At 59.5% G+C, this 18,071-nt stretch carries 15 protein-coding genes and 3 tRNA genes; 16 read left to right on the top strand and 2 right to left on the bottom strand.

Annotated elements, in window-relative coordinates; translation table 11 throughout:
* The first annotated feature begins 25 nt into the window (after positions 1 to 25).
* Genes R3E82_06145 through R3E82_06115 form a run of 7 tightly spaced genes read left to right on the top strand, consistent with a single transcriptional unit; the run spans position 26 to position 7,147 of the window.
* The gene (locus tag R3E82_06145; protein MEZ5550446.1) at positions 26 to 523 is read left to right on the top strand and encodes a CvpA family protein; all 498 of its coding nucleotides are present in this window, start codon (positions 26 to 28) and stop codon (positions 521 to 523) included.
* A gap of 4 nt (positions 524 to 527) precedes the next feature.
* Positions 528 to 2,054, top strand: coding sequence for an amidophosphoribosyltransferase (gene purF / locus R3E82_06140; GenBank protein ID MEZ5550445.1), 1,527 nt, complete (start codon positions 528 to 530; stop codon positions 2,052 to 2,054).
* Between the two features lies 1 nt (position 2,055).
* On the top strand, positions 2,056 to 2,976 hold the full coding sequence (locus R3E82_06135) for an AAA family ATPase (protein MEZ5550444.1): 921 nt from the start codon (positions 2,056 to 2,058) through the stop codon (positions 2,974 to 2,976).
* Positions 2,977 to 3,008: 32 nt separating this feature from the next.
* Positions 3,009 to 4,019: a DUF58 domain-containing protein gene (locus R3E82_06130; protein MEZ5550443.1), complete on the top strand. Its 1,011-nt coding sequence runs from the start codon at positions 3,009 to 3,011 to the stop codon at positions 4,017 to 4,019.
* Positions 4,000 to 6,039: a DUF3488 and transglutaminase-like domain-containing protein gene (locus R3E82_06125; protein ID MEZ5550442.1), complete on the top strand. Its 2,040-nt coding sequence runs from the start codon at positions 4,000 to 4,002 to the stop codon at positions 6,037 to 6,039. Before R3E82_06130 ends, R3E82_06125 begins: the two co-directional genes overlap by 20 nt.
* 50 nt (positions 6,040 to 6,089) lie before the next feature.
* Positions 6,090 to 6,527, top strand: coding sequence for a DUF1289 domain-containing protein (locus R3E82_06120; protein MEZ5550441.1), 438 nt, complete (start codon positions 6,090 to 6,092; stop codon positions 6,525 to 6,527).
* Positions 6,524 to 7,147: a tRNA-(ms[2]io[6]A)-hydroxylase gene (locus tag R3E82_06115; protein ID MEZ5550440.1), complete on the top strand. Its 624-nt coding sequence runs from the start codon at positions 6,524 to 6,526 to the stop codon at positions 7,145 to 7,147. Before R3E82_06120 ends, R3E82_06115 begins: the two co-directional genes overlap by 4 nt.
* 26 nt (positions 7,148 to 7,173) lie before the next feature.
* Here the strand turns inward: R3E82_06115 and R3E82_06110 are convergent, their stop codons facing one another.
* A complete protein-coding gene (locus R3E82_06110; protein ID MEZ5550439.1) occupies positions 7,174 to 7,881 on the bottom strand; it encodes a UDP-2,3-diacylglucosamine diphosphatase in 708 nt (235 codons plus the stop codon).
* On the bottom strand, positions 7,881 to 8,744 hold the full coding sequence (gene folD / locus R3E82_06105) for a bifunctional methylenetetrahydrofolate dehydrogenase/methenyltetrahydrofolate cyclohydrolase FolD (GenBank protein MEZ5550438.1): 864 nt from the start codon (positions 8,742 to 8,744) through the stop codon (positions 7,881 to 7,883). The genes R3E82_06110 and folD overlap by 1 nt, the downstream gene beginning before the upstream one ends.
* Before the next feature lie 173 nt (positions 8,745 to 8,917).
* Between folD and R3E82_06100 the strand changes: the two genes are divergently transcribed.
* The 9 genes from R3E82_06100 (at position 8,918) to R3E82_06060 (ending at position 18,039) form a co-directional block, all read left to right on the top strand.
* A tRNA-Pro gene (locus R3E82_06100) sits at positions 8,918 to 8,994 on the top strand.
* A 61-nt stretch (positions 8,995 to 9,055) separates the two neighbouring features.
* A tRNA-Arg gene (locus R3E82_06095) sits at positions 9,056 to 9,132 on the top strand.
* 126 nt (positions 9,133 to 9,258) lie between these two features.
* Positions 9,259 to 9,334, top strand: a tRNA-His gene (locus tag R3E82_06090).
* A 22-nt stretch (positions 9,335 to 9,356) separates the two neighbouring features.
* Entirely contained in the window at positions 9,357 to 10,754 is a 1,398-nt protein-coding gene (gene tig / locus R3E82_06085; protein MEZ5550437.1) for a trigger factor, read from the top strand.
* A gap of 27 nt (positions 10,755 to 10,781) precedes the next feature.
* A complete protein-coding gene (gene clpP, locus R3E82_06080; GenBank protein MEZ5550436.1) occupies positions 10,782 to 11,438 on the top strand; it encodes an ATP-dependent Clp endopeptidase proteolytic subunit ClpP in 657 nt (218 codons plus the stop codon).
* A gap of 130 nt (positions 11,439 to 11,568) precedes the next feature.
* Positions 11,569 to 12,849, top strand: a complete 1,281-nt coding sequence (gene clpX, locus R3E82_06075) for an ATP-dependent Clp protease ATP-binding subunit ClpX (GenBank protein ID MEZ5550435.1) — start codon at positions 11,569 to 11,571, stop codon at positions 12,847 to 12,849.
* Between the two features lie 191 nt (positions 12,850 to 13,040).
* Positions 13,041 to 15,500 carry an endopeptidase La gene (gene lon / locus R3E82_06070; GenBank protein ID MEZ5550434.1) on the top strand — a complete coding sequence of 820 codons (2,460 nt, stop codon included), beginning with the start codon at positions 13,041 to 13,043 and terminating at the stop codon, positions 15,498 to 15,500.
* 138 nt (positions 15,501 to 15,638) lie between these two features.
* A complete protein-coding gene (locus R3E82_06065; protein MEZ5550433.1) occupies positions 15,639 to 15,953 on the top strand; it encodes an HU family DNA-binding protein in 315 nt (104 codons plus the stop codon).
* A 184-nt stretch (positions 15,954 to 16,137) separates the two neighbouring features.
* Positions 16,138 to 18,039: a SurA N-terminal domain-containing protein gene (locus R3E82_06060; protein ID MEZ5550432.1), complete on the top strand. Its 1,902-nt coding sequence runs from the start codon at positions 16,138 to 16,140 to the stop codon at positions 18,037 to 18,039.
* Positions 18,040 to 18,071 lie beyond the last annotated feature (32 nt).

Genomic DNA, 18,071 nt, shown 5'->3' with positions numbered 1-18,071 from the left:
ACCACAGACAGATGGCTGCAAACTGATGGCCGCCGCTGACATCGTTATCCTGATCGTGGTGCTGCTTTCCGCAGTCATCGGGCTGGTGCGCGGACTCTTCCGCGAGGTTCTGTCTCTTGGTACCTGGCTCGCCGCATTCCTGCTCGCCCTGTTTTTTGCGCCGGACGCTGCAGAGCTGCTGTCCGGTCAGATCACCGACCACTCGGTGCGGCTGATTGCTGCTTTCTTCATCATATTTCTGCTCACGCTCATTGTCGGGGGTATCGTGCAGTGGCTGGTGAAGCAGTTGATCACCACCACCGGACTCACGGGAACCGATCGCTTTCTCGGTTTTCTTTTCGGCAGCGCGCGCGGGGTGCTGGTCTGCATCGTTGCTCTGATCGCTGCACGACCCTTTGTCGAGGAAAGCGACTGGTGGCGTGCAAGCCGTATCGCGCCTGAGCTGCTGGCTTTCGAACAGGATGTTCTGAAGCTGTTTCAGAAAGGCAAGGATGTAATTTCAGAAGTCTCGGAACAGGTCTGAACACATGTGCGGTATCGTTGGAATCGTCAGTCAACAGAACGTCAATCAGCAGATTTATGATGCCCTGACCGGCCTGCAGCATCGCGGCCAGGACGCCGCCGGCATGGTCACCAGTGATGGCCAGCGTCTGCACCTGCGCAAAGGTAACGGACTGGTTCGTGATGTGTTCCAGCAGCATCACATGCAGCGGCTGATCGGCACTGTTGGAATCGGGCATGTGCGTTACCCCACGGCAGGGAGTGCCAGCTCGGCGGAAGCCCAGCCCATGTACGTGAATTCGCCCTACGGCATCATGCTTGCCCACAACGGCAACCTCACCAACTCGAACACCCTGCAGGCGGAGGTCTTTCAGGAAGACCTCCGTCATGTGAATACCAACAGCGACTCCGAAGTGCTCCTCAACGTCTTCGCACACGAACTGCAGATCCAGCGGGCCCTGCGGCCGGATCCCTCGCATGTCTTTAATGCCGTCGCCGGTGTCCATCGTCGCTGCAAAGGTGCATACGCGGCAGTTGCGCTCATCGTGGGGTGTGGCGTCGTCGCTTTCCGGGACCGGTTCGGGATTCGTCCTCTGGTGTTCGGTCGACGGGAATCCGCCACAGGATACGACTACATGGTGGCGTCAGAAAGTGTCGCGCTGGACACCCTCGGCTTCGAGCTGATCCGCGATGTCGCACCCGGGGAGGCCGTGTTCATAACCAACGACGGGCAGGTGCACACCCAGGTCTGTGCGCAGGAGACGGAGCTCACACCCTGCATATTCGAGTATGTCTATCTGGCCAGACCCGACTCCATAGTGGACCGGATATCGGTCTACAAGTCCCGTCTGCGGATGGGAGAGCATCTGGCAGAGCAGATCCTCGAAAGATTTCCCAACGGCGATCACGACATCGACGTGGTCATTCCGATTCCGGACACCGGGCGTACCGCGGCACTGCCGCTGGCCCACCAGCTGAACGTGAAATACCGGGAAGGCTTCATCAAGAATCGTTACATCGGCCGGACCTTCATCATGCCCGGTCAGAAGTTACGCCAGCAGTCTGTCCGCCAGAAGCTCAATGCGATCGAGCTCGAATTCAAAGGCAAGAACGTGCTGCTGGTCGATGATTCCATCGTTCGCGGTACCACCATCCAGCAGATCATCCAGCTGGCGCGTGAAGCGGGTGCACGCAAGGTCTATATCGCCAGCGCGGCGCCCGCCATTCGATTTCCCAACGTCTACGGCATCGATATGCCGACGCCCAATGAATTTGTCGCCTACAACAGGACTGAAGAGGAAGTCGGACGCCTGATCGGTGCCGACATGCTGGTTTACCAGCGGATCAGCGATCTCATCACCAGCGCCCGGGAAGGCAACCCCTCCATCGGGCGATTTGACTGCTCTGTGTTCGACGGGGATTACGTGACGGGAGACATAGACGATGCCTATCTGGAGCGTCTATCGTTAGAGCGGAGCGATTCCATGAAGCAGCGCCGTGACACCGAACTCAACCCAGATCAGACTGTCATCGAACTCCACAACCACGCATGAGGTGAAAGACCTCACGGCGAAGCTCATTGACGGGCTGAATGCAATTCTGCTCGGCAAGGATACCGCGGTGAGGCTGGCGCTGACCTGCCTGCTCGCCAGAGGGCACCTGCTGATCGAAGATCTTCCCGGTATGGGCAAGACGCTGTTGTCTCACGCCCTGGCCCGGGTGCTGGGTCTGTCCTACAACAGGATACAGTTCACCAGCGACATCCTGCCGGCAGACATCATCGGTACCTCCATATTCAACCGGGACACCAGCGAGTTCCGCTTCATCAAAGGCCCGCTGTTTGCCCAGGTAGTCCTGGCGGATGAGATCAACCGGGCAACCCCGAAGAGCCAGAGCGCACTGCTGGAGGCGATGGAGGAACGACAGGTCACAGCGGACGGCCAGACCCGCCCGCTGCCGGAACCTTTCTTTGTGATCGCTACCCAGAATCCTACGACCCAGACAGGCACCTTCCCTCTGCCGGAATCTCAGCTCGATCGCTTTCTCATGCGTGTGGAACTCGGCTACCCGGAGCCCGAGGCAGAGCGGGAACTGCTCCGTGGCGGCGACCGCCGCCGGCTGCTCGAAGAACTGCAACCCATCACGGATCTGGAGTCCCTCCAGGCGCTGCAGTCGGCGGTGGACGCAGTGAAAGTATCCGAACCACTGATCGAATATGTACAGCGCCTGGTCGGCTACAGTCGGCGCGGTGCGGAGTTCGCCTTCGGCCTGTCACCGCGGGGATCTCTCGCCCTGCTGCACAGCGCCCGGGCCTGGGCAATGCTGCATGGCCGCAGCCATGTGGTGCCGGAGGACGTGCAGGCCGTGCTGCCAAGTGTGGTGGAACACCGTCTTCGGGAAGCAGCCGACTACACCGGTCATGGCGGTGGGGCACTCGCCCAGAAGCTGCTCTCCCGGGTGGACGTCGTAGGCTAGGTCAAACGCAGGTCAGGTAAAGAGGTCGAAGGGTGTCTGAACCCTCACCAGAGAATTCCCCCGCCTCCTGGCGGACGGCGATTGCCCGGGACGATTCCGTAGTCGGCAGGCGCTTCGGGAAATGGATCGATCGCCGTATTCCTCCGAGCCAGCAGATCACCCTGAGTCAGCGCAATGTTTTCATTTTCCCGACCCGCACCGGTTTCGTGTTCGGCGGCCTGCTCATCCTCCTCATTCTGGGAGCCATCAACTACCAGGCCAGTCTCGTCTACGGCGTCGCATTCCTGCTCGGCAGTCTGTTTCTCGTCACCATTCTCTACACCTTTCGCAATCTTTCCGGACTGAGTCTCGAGTTCGCAGGGGGGCGCAGCGGATTCGTCGGGGAGGATGTCGAGTTCACGGTGCGGGTCGTCAGGACAGCGGAAAGGACCAGAGAGGGCATCCAGCTCGGCTGGCCGGAAACCATTATGCAATGGGCGGAACTGATGGAGCGGGAAGCAGACGCGCTCCGGCTTTATGTGCCGGGTCTTCGACGCGGCTATCTCAATCCGGGACGTCTGCTGGTGGAGACCTACTATCCCCTGGGAATTCTGCGCGCCTGGACCTGGGTCGATCTGGATGCCCGGGTACTGGTGTATCCCAAACCGATCTTCCAGGAGTTCCCGGAGCCGGGCGGCGGACGCCGGGACGAAGGTCAGCTGATCGATCCATCAGGCAGCGACGACTTTACCGACATCAAGGATTACCGCGCCGGCGATCCGGTGAAGCACATCATCTGGCGCTCTTATGCTCGCTCGGAGCAGCTGATGGTGAAGCGCTATTCAAGCTACGTCGAACCCCGTCTGTGGCTTGATCTCGACCTGGTCAGTGGAGATCTCGAGGAGAAAATCAGTCGACTGACGGGACTTGCCCTCAAAGCCAGCCGCCTGGAACGGGAGTTCGGTTTACGGCTGGGGCATCTGACCATCAAGCCCGCACTGGGCGATGCGCATCTGGAACAGATTCTGCGGGAACTGGCCGTCTATGGACTCGCCCAGGCATAGCGGCGCCCTCGGCGTCGCCTACCAGATCCCGCGTAACACGCTGGCGCTGCTGATGGTCGCTGAGGCAGTGGTGATCCTCCCGTATCTTTTCCAGCTGTCACCCTGGCTCATCGCCGTGGGGCTGTTCTGTGGGTACTGGCGGGCCGGCGTTTACCAGGGACGCTGGGACTATCCGCCACGGTGGGTGAAGCTGATTCTGGTTGTGCTCTCGGTGCTGGGTGCGCTCACCAGTGGCGCCGACGCCTTCAGCCTGGAAACCGCCGCATCACTTCTGATTGCGGCTTTCGCGCTGAAGCTCATCGAGATGAAGAGCCGGCGCGACGCCTACCTGGTCATCTTTCTCTCATACTTCGTGATCGCTACCCAGTTCCTGTTCGATCAGAGCATTCTGATCACCCTCTACGAACTTGGCGCAATGATCGTGGTTACCGCCGCGCTGGTCGGTCTGAACCAGCTGCACACCCGTGTGCGACCGCTGGCATCAATGAAAATTGCCGCCACCCTGGTGCTGCAGGCGCTGCCCCTGACCATCGTCCTGTTCCTGCTGTTTCCGCGCATCGCTCCGCTGTGGTCCGTACCGCTGCCGTCCAGCGGATCGACCGGGATCAGTGACACTGTCACCCCGGGAGCCTTCGAGCAGCTCACCCAGTCCGATGCACTGGCGCTGCGGGTGGTCTTCGATGGCCGGATTCCGCTACCGCGGGATCTCTACTGGCGGGGTCTGGTGTACTCGGAGCTGGATGGCAGCACCTGGCGTGCAGACAAGCGCCTGCCGCCACTGGGGGAGAGCGGGATGCCGGAGGAGGGTGAGTCCTTCGACTACGAGGTACTGCTCGAGCCCACTCAGCGAACCTGGCTGTTCGGCATGAACGTCGCACATCCGCTGGACGCCGGTGTACGGCGCACGCGCGATCAGCGCATCGAGGTGGCAGAGCCGGTGCTCTCAGTTTTTCGCTATCGCGTGCGCTCTTTCCCTCAGGAAGCATCCGACCTGCTGCTCAACCCGGTCCTGCGCACGAGGGAACTGCAGCTGCCCGGGTTGCTCAATCCGCGAGCGAGATCCTTCGCCGCCGAGTTGCGCGCCCGCCATGACGACGACGCGGGCTTTGCGGCGGCGCTTCTGACCCACATCCGGGAGCGACCTTACCGGTACACGCTCAATCCACCCCGCTATCCGGACCCCGATCCGATCGACGCTTTCTGGTTCGACGGGCGGGCAGGCTTCTGTTCGCACTATGCCGGGGCATTCGTATTCATGATGCGAGCCGCCGGTATCCCGGCGCGGATGATCGGTGGTTATCAGGGTGGCGAAATCAATCCCTTGTCGGGACATCTCATGGTGCGTCAGTACGATGCGCACGCCTGGGCGGAAATCTGGCTCGATGGCGTCGGCTGGCAGCGTTTCGATCCGACTGCCGCCGTCGCCCCGGAGCGGATCGAGCGCGGCTTGAGCAGCGCGCTGTCCGCCGAGGACAGGGCGACACTGTCGCTGCTGACCAGTGCCCGGCTCGGTGACTGGGCGCTTGCCAGCCGACTTCTGCAGTGGGCGGATTCCATGGAGCACCGCTGGAATCTCTGGGTAGTCGGCTACGACAACAGGTTTCAGTCGGATCTTCTCAGTGCTCTGCTGGGCGAGATGACACCGGCACGGATGGGGCTTGCACTGCTGGTGGGCGGTGCGCTCAGTCTCGGCGCTGTTGCCATAGCCCTGTTCTGGCGCCGCAGGAGCGTCCGGCGCAACCCCGTGGAGCAGTTCTTCCTGAATTTCAGCAAGCGCCTCACAGGCCAGGGCCAGGTGAGGCAACCCTGGGAGTCTCCACCCGCCTTCGTCCGGCGTGTGGCAGACGCGGCCGGTCTCGAAGATCCCCAGGTCGCCACCCTGATCGCCGACCTGGAACAGCTGCTGTACAATCCGACCACCGCCTCCGGACCCGCCGAACTCGGTGTACTGCGTCGAGCACTTCGCAGACTGCAGTTCCGGCTGGCATTGCGCATCGCCCGCCAGGGGGGCTCTGATTGAGTGTCAAAGCGCCCTGGACGCGATCCAGTCTCAACTGGAGTGTTTCGAGTATGACTGTGCTGCGACGGACACCCTGCATCGGTGTCTGCTCAACAACCTATGGCGACCTTGTCTGCCGGGGCTGCAAGCGTTTCGCCCATGAAGTCGTGCAGTGGAACAGCTTTGATGCCACACAACAGCAGACGGTCTGGGAGCGACTCTTCGAACTGCGCGCCGGCGCTCTGAGCCACCTCGCCGAAATAGCGGACACACAACGCCTGCTGCTGCAGGCGCAACGTCTGGGAATTTCCCGGGAACAGCGGATCGAGCTCATCGCTTTTGAAGTGCTGCGTCGGGCAGCGGCCGGCGGCCCCGATCTCCGGGAACTCGGCATCAGTCCCAGACAGACTGCGCTCAACCCGGCCGAGCTGTACACCAGCATAGAGCAGGAGATCTACCGTCGTTCCCTCGCACGCTACGAGCACAGTTTTCACATCCCTGCACAATGAGCACGCGCCAGGACAATGCCGTCCAGCGGGTTCTGAAATTTCTGCCCTGCCGCACCCCCCAGGCCTGGCTGGATCAGGTACCCGCGCATCTGCCTGAGCTGCTCATAGATCATGCCAACTGCGAAAAAAAGGCCGCGGGCAGCGCTCTGTCGCTGCTGTATCGATACGTGGAACATCCGGAACTGATGAGCGCGCTGTCGAAGCTGGCCAGGGAGGAGCTGCGACATTTCGAGCAGGTGTGCGAACATCTGGCTGCCCGGAAGATCCCCTACCGGCATCTGTCATCCAGTCGCTATGTCGCAAGCTTGCGATCTCACATACGTACACACGAGCCATGGCGGCTGATCGACACGCTGCTGGTCTGCGCCGTCGTCGAAGCCCGCAGCTGTGAACGGTTTCTGAGTCTGGCGGGTGTTCTGCCGGAGGATCTGGCGGCCTTCTACCGCAAGCTGCTCGCTTCGGAAGCCCGGCATTTCACAGGCTATCTGCATCAGGCAGAACGTCTCGCAGGCGAGTCCTGTGCGGAAAAGCTGGCGCAGTTACTGACGGCGGAAAGGGATCTGATTCTCTCCCCGGACACGGATTTCAGGTTTCACAGCGGCCCTCTGCGGGCCGTCTGACCGGGTTACTGCTCAGGTCCTGTCTATCAGATTCTGTCTAAAGGGAAGCATTCGAGTCGAGGCGACTGCCCGGGCAGCATTCGCAGCAGCCAGCCGCAACGCTCCCAGGCACCGAGGACGTAACGCGCTCCCCAGTCGCTGACATGCACCCCGGGCCTGTGGGTGTGTCCGTGCACCAGTCTGTCAGCTCCGGTTTCCCGAACTATCCGGCTCACCTCGATTGAGGAGACATCCATGATGTTGGCCGCCTTGTTTGCGCTGGTGCGCTGACTCTCTGCACGCATCGCACCTGCAAGTACTCGACGCTGCTCGAGTGTCATGCTCAATATGCCCTGCTGCCACTCGGAGGAACGCAGCGTCTGGCGTGCCTGCTGATAGGCGACATCGTCGATGCAGAATCCGTCGCCGTGGCTTAAGAGGGTGCCGTCCTCCAGGAGCGTCGTATCTTCGAGCAGCTGACAACCGGTCTCCTGCGCAAAGCGGGGGCCGATCAGAAAATCCCGGTTGCCATGCATGAGGAAGATCGGACAACGACGACTGGCAGCCCGCAGCAGCTCGCGCAGAGCGCAGGCGAGGGGCCCGTCATCATCATCGCCAACCCAGACTTCGCAGAGGTCACCGAGAATGTAGATAGCGCTGGCGCGCTCTGCCTCCTGTTCGAGCACACGGGCGAAGGTCGCGAAAGATGGTGTGGCTGGCTGATCGAGGTGCAGGTCGGACAGAAATATCCGCATCAGTGTGTCGCAGCATCCGCAATTTCGGCTGCCTGCAGGGTGTTCTGCAGCAGCGCCAGGCGGGTCATGGGTCCGACACCGCCCGGTACCGGGGTAATCCACGCCGCGCGTTCCGCGGCAGCTTCGAACTCCACATCACCTCGAAGTTTGCCATTGGCATCCCGGGTTATTCCCACGTCGATGACGATGGCACCCGGTTTGATCCAGGCTCCGGGTACCAGGCCCGGTTTGCCGACAGCAGAAACCACGATATCCGCATCGGCCACTTTGCGGGCCGTATCCTGAGAGAATTTGTGAGCGGTGGTAACCGTGCAGCCGGCAAGCAGCAGCTCCAGCCCCATGGGTCGACCGACATGGTTGGAGGCGCCGATTACCGTGGCGTCCAGGCCACGGATCTCAACCCCCGTATGCTCGAGCAGCTGCATGATGCCTTTCGGCGTGCAGGCACGAATGGAAGGTCGCCGCAGGGCCAGTCGGCCGATGTTGTACGGGTGGTAGCCGTCCACATCTTTTTCCGGGTCGATCCGGTCGATAAGGCGCGCGGCATCGAGATGATCGGGGAGCGGCAGCTGCACCAGCACGCCATCAATGCTCGGATCCGCATTGAGCTCGGAGATCCGCTCCTCCAGATCCCGCTGGGTGACATTACTGCTCAGGTGCTGGAAATTCGAATGGAATCCCACTTCCTCGCAGTCCCGCCGTTTGCCCCGCACATAGACTTCGGAAGCGGGGTCGCTGCCGACCAGCATGACCGCCAGGCCCGGCGGTCGCAGCCCGCGTGAGGTGCGCGATAATACGGCCGCACCGATGTCGGCACGCAGTGCGCGGGCAATGGCGTTACCGTCGAGAATCCGGGCCGGCATGGCATCTCCTGGCAAATGGCGCCGCCCAGCGGCGCAGGAAAAGCGGGCATTCTACCCCGGCGCTCGGTGTTAGGAAGCCGGATCGGCGGGTCTCCAGGTGGCCCCGCGGCAGGTTTGACGCCTCCGGATACCGCCAGTATCATCGCGCCGTTTCAGCGGCAGGCTTCACCGACCGGGGTATAGCGCAGTCTGGTAGCGCGCCTGCTTTGGGAGCAGGATGTCGGGAGTTCGAATCTCTCTACCCCGACCAATCACTCCAAGTCCTCCTGTTTACCACCTTGAACTGCCGTGACGGGGGGTCGACTGGCAAAGCGCCCGTAGCTCAACTGGATAGAGCATCGGCCTTCTAAGCCGGCGGTTGAAGGTTCGATTCCTTCCGGGCGTACCAGGTACTGTACAATCAGCGCGGCACGCCGGTGCCGGCAGCAAGGGAAAGCAGAGGAAGCAGAAAATAAGACGGCGCATCCGAGTACGCCGAATTCTGGCGCATCGAGACGCGCTTAATCAAACCGTGGTGGACGTAGCTCAGCTGGTAGAGCTCCGGGTTGTGATCCCGGCGGTCGTGGGTTCGAGCCCCATCGTCCACCCCATTTAGCACGAAGCCCTATTTATATGCAGATCTCCATCGAAACCATGAGTGGCCTGGAGCGACGGCTCACCATTTCGGTTCCTTCCGAAGCCTTCGAAGCACAAATTCGCAGTCGCCTCAGCGAAGCCGCCCAGCGTGTCAAGTTGCCTGGCTATCGCCCGGGCAAGGTTCCGCTGAAAGAGGTGCGCAGACGCTTCGGTCCGTCCGTCCGGGCTGAGATCGCCGGAGAACTCATGCAGTCGAGCTTTCTCGATGCCATCCGCCAGGAACAGCTGTCGCCCGCGGGTTCACCGAATCTCGAAGTGGTGAAGATGGATCCGGGCATCGATTTCGAGTTCACCGCCACGTTTGAAGTCTATCCCCAGGTCGAAGTTGCCAACCTCAAGGCTGTGACCGTGCGCAAGCCGGAGGCTGAGATCACGGATGCGGATGTGGACGCGATGATCGACCAGCTTCGCGACCAGCGCAAAGACTGGGTGTCCGTCAGCCGTGGCGCTGAGCCCGAAGACCGGGTGACCCTCGACTTCGTGGGCAAAATTGATGATGTCGCTTTTGAAGGCGGCACCGGCGAAGACGTCACCTTCGAGGTCGGCGCCGGTCAGATGATTGAAGATTTCGATCAGGGCGTCCGTGGCGTGGCCGAGGGTGAAGAGGCGGAATTCACAGCCACCTTCCCGGAGGATTATCAGGCCGAGAACCTGCGCGGCAAGACGGCGACTTTCACGGTTAAGGTCAAAAAAGTGGAAAGTGCAGTCCTGCCGGAGCTGGACGACGAGTTCTTCAAGGCCTTCGGGATCAGTGAAGGTGGCGAGTCGGCTTTTCGCAGCGAAGTTCGCAGCAACATGCAGCGTGAAATGGACGCTGCGGCATCGAATCAGGTGAAGAGTCAGGTCATGGACCAGCTCCACAAACTCCACACCGTGCAGTTGCCGAAGGCGGTGGTCGACCGGGAAATCGAGGCTCTGAAGCAACAGATGATGGGCCAGTTTCAGGCCTACGGGCAGAAAGCGCCTGAGATCGATCTCCCGGGTGAGTTGTTTCTGGAACAGGCGGAACGACGGGTCTCGGTCGGTCTTATTGTCAACGAAATTGTCTCAAAAGCAGGGATCACACCGGATGCTGATCGGGTCAAGGCGCGCATCGAAACCCTGGCAGCCGGGTATGCCCAGCCTCAGCAGGTGGTGAACTACTATTACGGTAATCCGGAACAGCTCGAAAAAATCGAGATGGCGGTCTTGGAAGATCAGGTGATCGACCACATATTGGCTAAGGCGAGCGTGGAAATCGTGCCTTCCACCTATACCGACATCATTCGTGGCACGGCTGTCGCCACCGATGAGGACGAGGCGGCCCCGACATCAGCCGACCCGCAGTCGGCCGACCCGCAGTCGGCGGGCGGTCAAGCCTCGGCAACAAGCTAATTTCCTTCGAGCAGCCCAGGAGCATCAATGTCCAACTCCAAATTCGACGACAGCGGCTATCCGGCCACCACCAATCTCGGCCTGGTGCCCATGGTGGTAGAACAGTCCGCCCGGGGCGAACGCGCTTACGACATCTATTCGATGCTGCTGAAGGAGCGGATCGTCTTCATGGTCGGTCCGGTTGAGGATCAGGTGGCCAATCTGGTTGTGGCCCAGTTGTTGTACCTTGAATCCGAGAATCCGGATAAAGACATACACCTTTACATAAACTCTCCGGGGGGCTCAGTCACCGCAGGGATGGCCATCTACGACACCATGCAGTTCATCCGCTGCGATGTCAGCACCATGTGTATCGGTCAGGCCGCCAGCATGGGCTCCTTTCTGCTTGCGGCAGGGGCAAAGGGCAAGCGCTATTGCCTGCCAAACGCCCGTATGATGATGCACCAGCCCTCAGGGGGTTCGCGCGGCGTCGCGAAGGACATCGAGATTCAGGCCAAGGAAATTCTGCTGCTTCGCAAGCGCCTGAACGGTCTGCTTGCGGAACATACAGGTCAGCCCGTGGAGCGTATTGCTGAAGACACCGATCGGGATTTCTGGATGAGCCCGGATGAAGCGAAGGCCTACGGACTGATCGACGTGGTTCAGACGCCTCGCAAGAAACTTCCGAAAGCAGTCGCGGGCTGAACCCCCTCTGCGAACTTCCCGGCTGCGATTTCCTTGCAAACACAACCGGTTCGGACTACATGCCAGGGGTTGCAATATGCCCCCCAAGGCAGCAAGGTAGCGGCTATTAAGAGGATAAAGGCTTAGATTCATGGCAGACGAAAGCGGTAAGGGCGACGACTCCGGAAAGCTCCTGTACTGCTCCTTCTGTGGCAAGAGTCAGCACGAAGTTCGCAAGCTCATTGCCGGGCCCTCGGTGTTCATCTGCGATGAATGCGTCGAGCTGTGCAACGACATCATCCGTGAAGAGGTCTCGGAAGGCAGCCAGAGCAAGCAGACGGACCGATTGCCGGTTCCCTCTGAGATCAACGACATCCTCGACCAGTATGTGATCGGTCAGGAACATGCGAAGAAGGTGCTGGCGGTAGCGGTATACAACCACTACAAGCGCCTGAATTATGCCGGTAAGAAAGACGACGTCGAACTCTCGAAATCAAACATCCTCCTGATCGGACCGACAGGCAGTGGCAAGACGCTGCTCGCCGAGACCCTGGCCAGGCTGCTGGACGTGCCCTTCACGATCGCAGACGCCACCACGCTCACTGAGGCAGGCTATGTCGGCGAAGACGTCGAGAACATCATCCAGAAGCTGCTGCAGAAGTGCGATTACGACGTGGAGCGCGCTCAGGTCGGCATCGTCTATATCGATGAAATCGACAAGATTTCCCGCAAATCGGACAATCCCTCCATCACCCGGGATGTTTCCGGAGAAGGGGTGCAGCAGGCACTTCTGAAACTGATCGAAGGCACCATTGCTTCGGTGCCACCCCAGGGCGGGCGTAAACATCCCCAGCAGGAGTTTCTGCAGGTCAATACGTCAAACATCCTCTTCATCTGTGGCGGGGCCTTTGCCGGTCTCGACAAGGTCATCCGGGATCGTTCGGAGAAATCCGGCGTCGGCTTCAGTGCCCAGGTGAAGGGTGAGGATGAGCGGAAATCGATCGGCGAGACGCTCCGCAACGTGGAACCCGAGGATCTGATCCGTTACGGGCTGATCCCGGAGTTCGTGGGTCGACTGCCGGTAGTGGCCACTCTGGAAGAACTGGACGTCGATGCTTTGATGCAGATCCTCACCGAACCCAAAAACTCGCTCACCAAGCAGTACTCGAAACTCTTCGAGATGGAAGGGGTCGAGGTCGATTTCCGGGAAGACGCGCTCCGTGCAGTCGCACAGAAGGCCATGGAGCGCAAAACGGGCGCCCGGGGGTTGCGATCTATCCTCGAAGCCGTGCTGCTGGACACCATGTACAGCCTGCCCTCTACGGAATCCGTTGCCAAGGTGGTGATCGACGAGAGTGTCATCCTCGGTGAGAGCGAGCCCATGCTCATGTACGAAAACGTCGAGAAGGCTCAGGCTACCCCTCAGGATTGAGCCTGCATCACAGACCGAATCGTATCGAAAGCCCCGGCGACCGCCGGGGACTGGAAGTTCAACTGGAGTATGCAGCTGAGCGGTCGCACGGAGATGCAGCAGGGGCATGGGCAACCTGATATCCGGTTTCGCCGGATCGCGCCCGGTCCCTCCGGCAGACACCCTTACCAGACACCCGAACCCGAGAAGATATGACTGAAACTGTACTGACAAATATTCCCGTACTGCCATTGCGTGACATGGTCGTCTACCCCCATGGGGTGCATCCGCTCTTTGTCGGCACCCAGAGTTCAATTAAAGCGCTCGATGCGGCAATGTCCGACGACAAGCAGATCCTGCTCGTCGCCAAGAGAGACCCTGAGGTCGATGCGCCCGGGGAGTCGGATCTCTTCAACACGGGAACCGTGGCAACAGTACTGCAACTTCTCAAGCTGCCGGATGGCACGGTAAAGGTGCTCGTAGAGGGTGGCCAGCGTGCGCGCGTACTGCGTTTACTGAACGACGACGGGAGTGCGCCGGACTACATTCAGGCCGACGTGCAGACCATTCCCGAACCGGAAGCCGAAGCACGGGAAGCAGATGCGATTGTCCGCAGTGTGCTCCAGCAGTTCGAACAGTACATCAAGGTCAGCCGGAAAGTACCCCAGGAAGTACTTTCTTCGCTATCAAGCATCGATGATCCCGCACGCCTCATAGATACGATTGCCGCCCAGATCGCCATGTCGATAGAGGACAGGCAGGCAATTCTGGAATGCTTCGAGCTGAAAGCGCGGATGGACGTGCTGCTCGGCTTCATTGAGGCGGAGATCGATGTTTCCCAGATGGAAAAACGCATCCGCGGGCGCGTTAAAAAGCAGATGGAGAAGAGTCAGCGCGAGTACTACCTCAATGAGCAGATGAAGGCCATTCAGAAGGAACTCGGCGATCTCGAGGATGCCCCCAACGAAGTAGATGAACTTCAGCAGCGGATCGATACCAGCGGCATGGGCAAGGAGGCCAGAACCAAGGCCCTGGCTGAACTGAACAAACTCAAGCTCATGTCGCCCATGTCCGCTGAAGCAACCGTTGTGCGCAGCTACCTCGATTGGATGGTGGGTATTCCCTGGAAGAAGCGCAGCAAGGTCCGCAAAGATCTTGCAGACGCGCAGCGGATCCTCGATGAGGACCACTACGGCCTCGAAGAAGTCAAAGAACGTATTATCGAATATCTGGCAGTACAGACCCGGGTGCGCAGGATGAAAGGGCCTGTGCTTTGTCTTGTCGGCCCGCCTGGTGTGGGTAAGACATCTCTTGGTGAGAGCATTGCTCGAGCCACCAACAGGAAGTTCGTGCGCATGGCTCTCGGTGGCGTCCGCGACGAAGCCGAAATACGCGGCCACCGGCGGACCTATATCGGCTCGATGCCGGGAAAGGTGCTGCAGAAGATGGCGAAGGCAGGGGTCCGCAATCCGCTCTTCCTCCTCGACGAAGTCGATAAGATGGGAATGGACGTGCGCGGTGACCCTGCAAGCGCGCTGCTCGAGGTGCTCGATCCGGAGCAGAACAACACCTTTAACGACCATTATCTCGAGGTGGACTACGACCTTTCGGATGTCTTTTTCATCTGCACTTCCAATTCAATGAATATCCCCGCGCCACTGCTGGATCGCATGGAAGTGATCCGTCTGCCCGGTTACACGGAAGACGAGAAGAAAAACATCGCCAGAAAGTACCTGTTGCCGAAGCAGGTCAGCGCCGCGGGTCTCGGAGCAGAGGATCTCAAGCTCGACGATGCGGCCATTCTGCATCTCATCCGTTTCTATACCAAAGAGGCAGGCGTCCGGGGCCTCGAGCGTGAAATCGCAAAGCTTGCGCGCAAGGTGGTCAAAGAACAGACCCTCAAAGGGCATCGAAATGCGGTAGTACTCCAGGCTGCCGATATCGAAAACTACAATGGCGTGCGCAAGTACTCCTATGGACTCGCAGAGGAGAACAATCAGATCGGCATTGTCACCGGACTGGCCTGGACACAGGTTGGCGGTGAACTGCTGAGCATCGAGGCGGTTGCAGTGCCGGGCAAGGGCAAGCAGACAAAAACCGGTTCACTGGGCGATGTGATGCAGGAGTCGATTCAGGCCGCCCTGACCTTCGTCAGAAGTCGGGCCGACGTGCTTGGTGTACCGAAAAACTTCCATGAACGGTTCGACATGCACATCCACGTACCAGAAGGCGCCACGCCGAAGGACGGTCCCAGTGCAGGAATCGGGATGTGTGCAGCCATCGTCTCCGTGCTGACCGCCATTCCCGTCCGCGCCGATGTCGCCATGACGGGTGAAATTACGCTGCGCGGCCAGGTGCTTCCAATCGGCGGGCTCAAGGAAAAACTCCTGGCAGCCCAGAGAGGCGGCATCCGGGAAGTCATCATTCCTGCCGAAAACGAGAGAGATCTCAAGGAAATACCGGACAATGTCAAGGAAAACCTCAAGATCCATCCGGTGAAATGGATGGATGAAGTGCTTGAAATCGCGTTGGAGCGTATGCCGCAACCGGAAGTGGCCAACGATCAGCTGACGATATCAGACGAAGTCGTTGCCGAAGTTGCCAACACGGCGGCAAACGTGGGTAAAAGCACCGGAAAGGAAGAGGGAGAACTTCCCATCAATCCACACTGACCCGTACCGCTGCTTTCTCCAGACCGCATACTGAGCTTGCAGCACTTCGGGGGTGTTGGTATAAATCGTCGCGAACCTTCGAGCGCTTTTTACTAGCAGCAGTACCCAACTTGCGGAATTCACGGAATCCGGAAGTTCATAAAGAGATCTCGACATCCCATCATTACCAAGGGGCAGAATGTGAATAAGACCGAACTGATCGATCGAATCGCGGAATCAGCCGATATATCAAAAGCATCTGCCGGACGGGCACTGGATGCTGCACTCGAAGCAATCACTGATTCGCTCAAGAAAGCCGACCCGGTAGCACTCGTCGGGTTTGGTACTTTTACTGTGAGAGAGCGCGCAGCTCGTACCGGGCGGAACCCCCAGACCGGGGCGCCGATCCAGATCTCAGCAGCCAAAGTCCCGGCATTCAAACCGGGCAAAGCTCTGAAAGATGCTCTGAACTAGGCAGCCGCGCCTGCCAGCGAACGTAAAGGCGCGTCACCGCGCCTTTTTTCGTAGGCTCCTTTAGTGCCTTTTTTTGCACGCTTAGTTTGTGCATTAGTTCCTGGCAGGCGACTCTCGTTTAAGCTCAATACGGGTGGTGTTGACAGACGCAACCGCCTGAAATAACAAACCGACGGACACATCGATGCTTCAGAAACTCAGAGATCAGACACAAAGCCTGTTTTTCAAGGTGCTTGTGGGGGTCATCATTGTTGTCCTGGCTATTTTCGGATTTGGCGCATTCAATCTGTTTGTGACCTCAGACCCGGCTATTGCATCTGCCAATGGTGAAGACATCACAGAACGGATGGTGATGGCAGAGGCGGAGCGGGAACGCAGAAGGCTGGCTGCCCGAATGGGTGAAAACTTTGATCCGGAGATGATCGATCCCCTTGCCTTGCAGACCATGGTGATCAATCAGCTCATTGCGCGTACGTTGCTCGGGCAGGCGGTTGATGATCTCGGTCTGGGTGCCAGCGACACACAGGTCAATGCAAGCGTCACCGATAATCCGAATTTTCAGATTGACGACAGGTTTGACGAGTCCACCTATCGTCGAGTCGTTCAGCTCATGGGCTACACGCCGCAGGAGTTTCTCAACACCACCCGCGAACTGCTGGCCATCGAGCAGCTTCGTTCCGGGGTCGTCGACACGGGGTTTCTCACAGACTGGGAGTTGCGCCAGAATGCCCGCGTGCTCAACCAGCGTCGTGACCTTGCCTACCTCACATTCGATCGGGAAACCTTTGCGGATCAGGTTGAAGTAGATGATGCCGCTGTCAGATTGCGCTACGAGGAAAACCAGCTCGACTACATGACAGATGAGAGCGTTGACGTCGCCTACGTTGAGCTCACGGTCGACGGGCTGATGCAGGATCCCTCCATCGAGGTCACAGAGGAGGATCTGATTGCTGCTTATGAAGCTGAAAAAGCAGCCACGCCGCTGAGTGAGCAGCGGGACAGCCGGCATATTCTGCTGCAGGTGAACGACGAGCGGACAGTGGAAGCCGCAACAGCCCGGATTCTGGAAATCAGGGAGCAGATACTTTCCGGTGCCGACTTCGCTGAGATTGCGGCGGAAGTGTCGGAAGATCCCGGTTCGGTGTCAGCCGGTGGTGTACTGGGACCTGTTGGAAAAGGCGCCTTCGATCCATCCTTCGAAGCGGCGCTGTGGGCACTTGCGGAGGGTGAACTCTCCGGGCCGGTGGAAACCGAGTTCGGCGTGCATCTGATCCGACTCGATAGAATCATTCCCCAGGTATTTCCGGCATTCGAAGAGATGCAGGCACAGCTCGAAACGAGATTGCGGCGCGAGCAGGCAGCAGAACTCTTTCTGGAGCGGGTTCGCGAACTGGACAATCTTGCCTTCGAACAGCCGGACTCCCTGCAGGGGCTCGCAGAGAGTCTCGATCTGGAAATCCGTTTCGCCGAAGGCGTCACCAGAGACACGGGTCCGGGAATTTTCGGCAATGTGCAGCTGCGCGGTGCGGTATTCACGGACGAGGTACGGAAAAACGGCTTCAACAGTCCCGCAGTCGAATACACAGAACAGCGTGCAGTGGTAGCCCGGGTGACCGCTGAATATGCGCCTGAAGCGATTCCATTCGAAACGGTTGCGGATCAGATCCGGAACGACATTGTCTCCGAGCTGGCTCAGGTCGCTATAGATTCCGCACAGACGAGGGCCCTCGAGCAGGTTAAGGCAGGGGAGAATGTCACCGCAGTGGCCGAGGAGTTCGGGCTGCAGTGGCGCCGGGTCGAGCTGGCCCGGCGGAATCAGCCGGGGGTGCCTCCTGAGGTGCTGCAGACGGCCTTTAATCTGCCCAGGCCGACGGAAGAGACCAAACGTGTCGACGGCGCAACCGGCTCAGCAGGAACAAAATACGTGGTCACGGTGACACGGGCAGTCGATGGAGATCTGTCGACCATGACCGAAGCCGAGATCGGCAGCGTGCAGCGATTCCTGGCTGCGCGGGTGGCGGATCTCAGTTTTGAAGGTTTCTACAACACGCTTGAGCAGGAAGGGTCGGTACGCAGACCGAATTGAACCCACTCTGACAGCCGTCTGAACGGGCTGAG

The organism is Pseudomonadales bacterium (assembly GCA_041395945.1).
Classification (GTDB): Bacteria; Pseudomonadota; Gammaproteobacteria; order Pseudomonadales; family Azotimanducaceae; genus SZUA-309.
The sequence above is the reverse complement of the archived record's forward strand: the minus strand, read 5'-3'. Positions and strand labels throughout refer to the sequence as shown.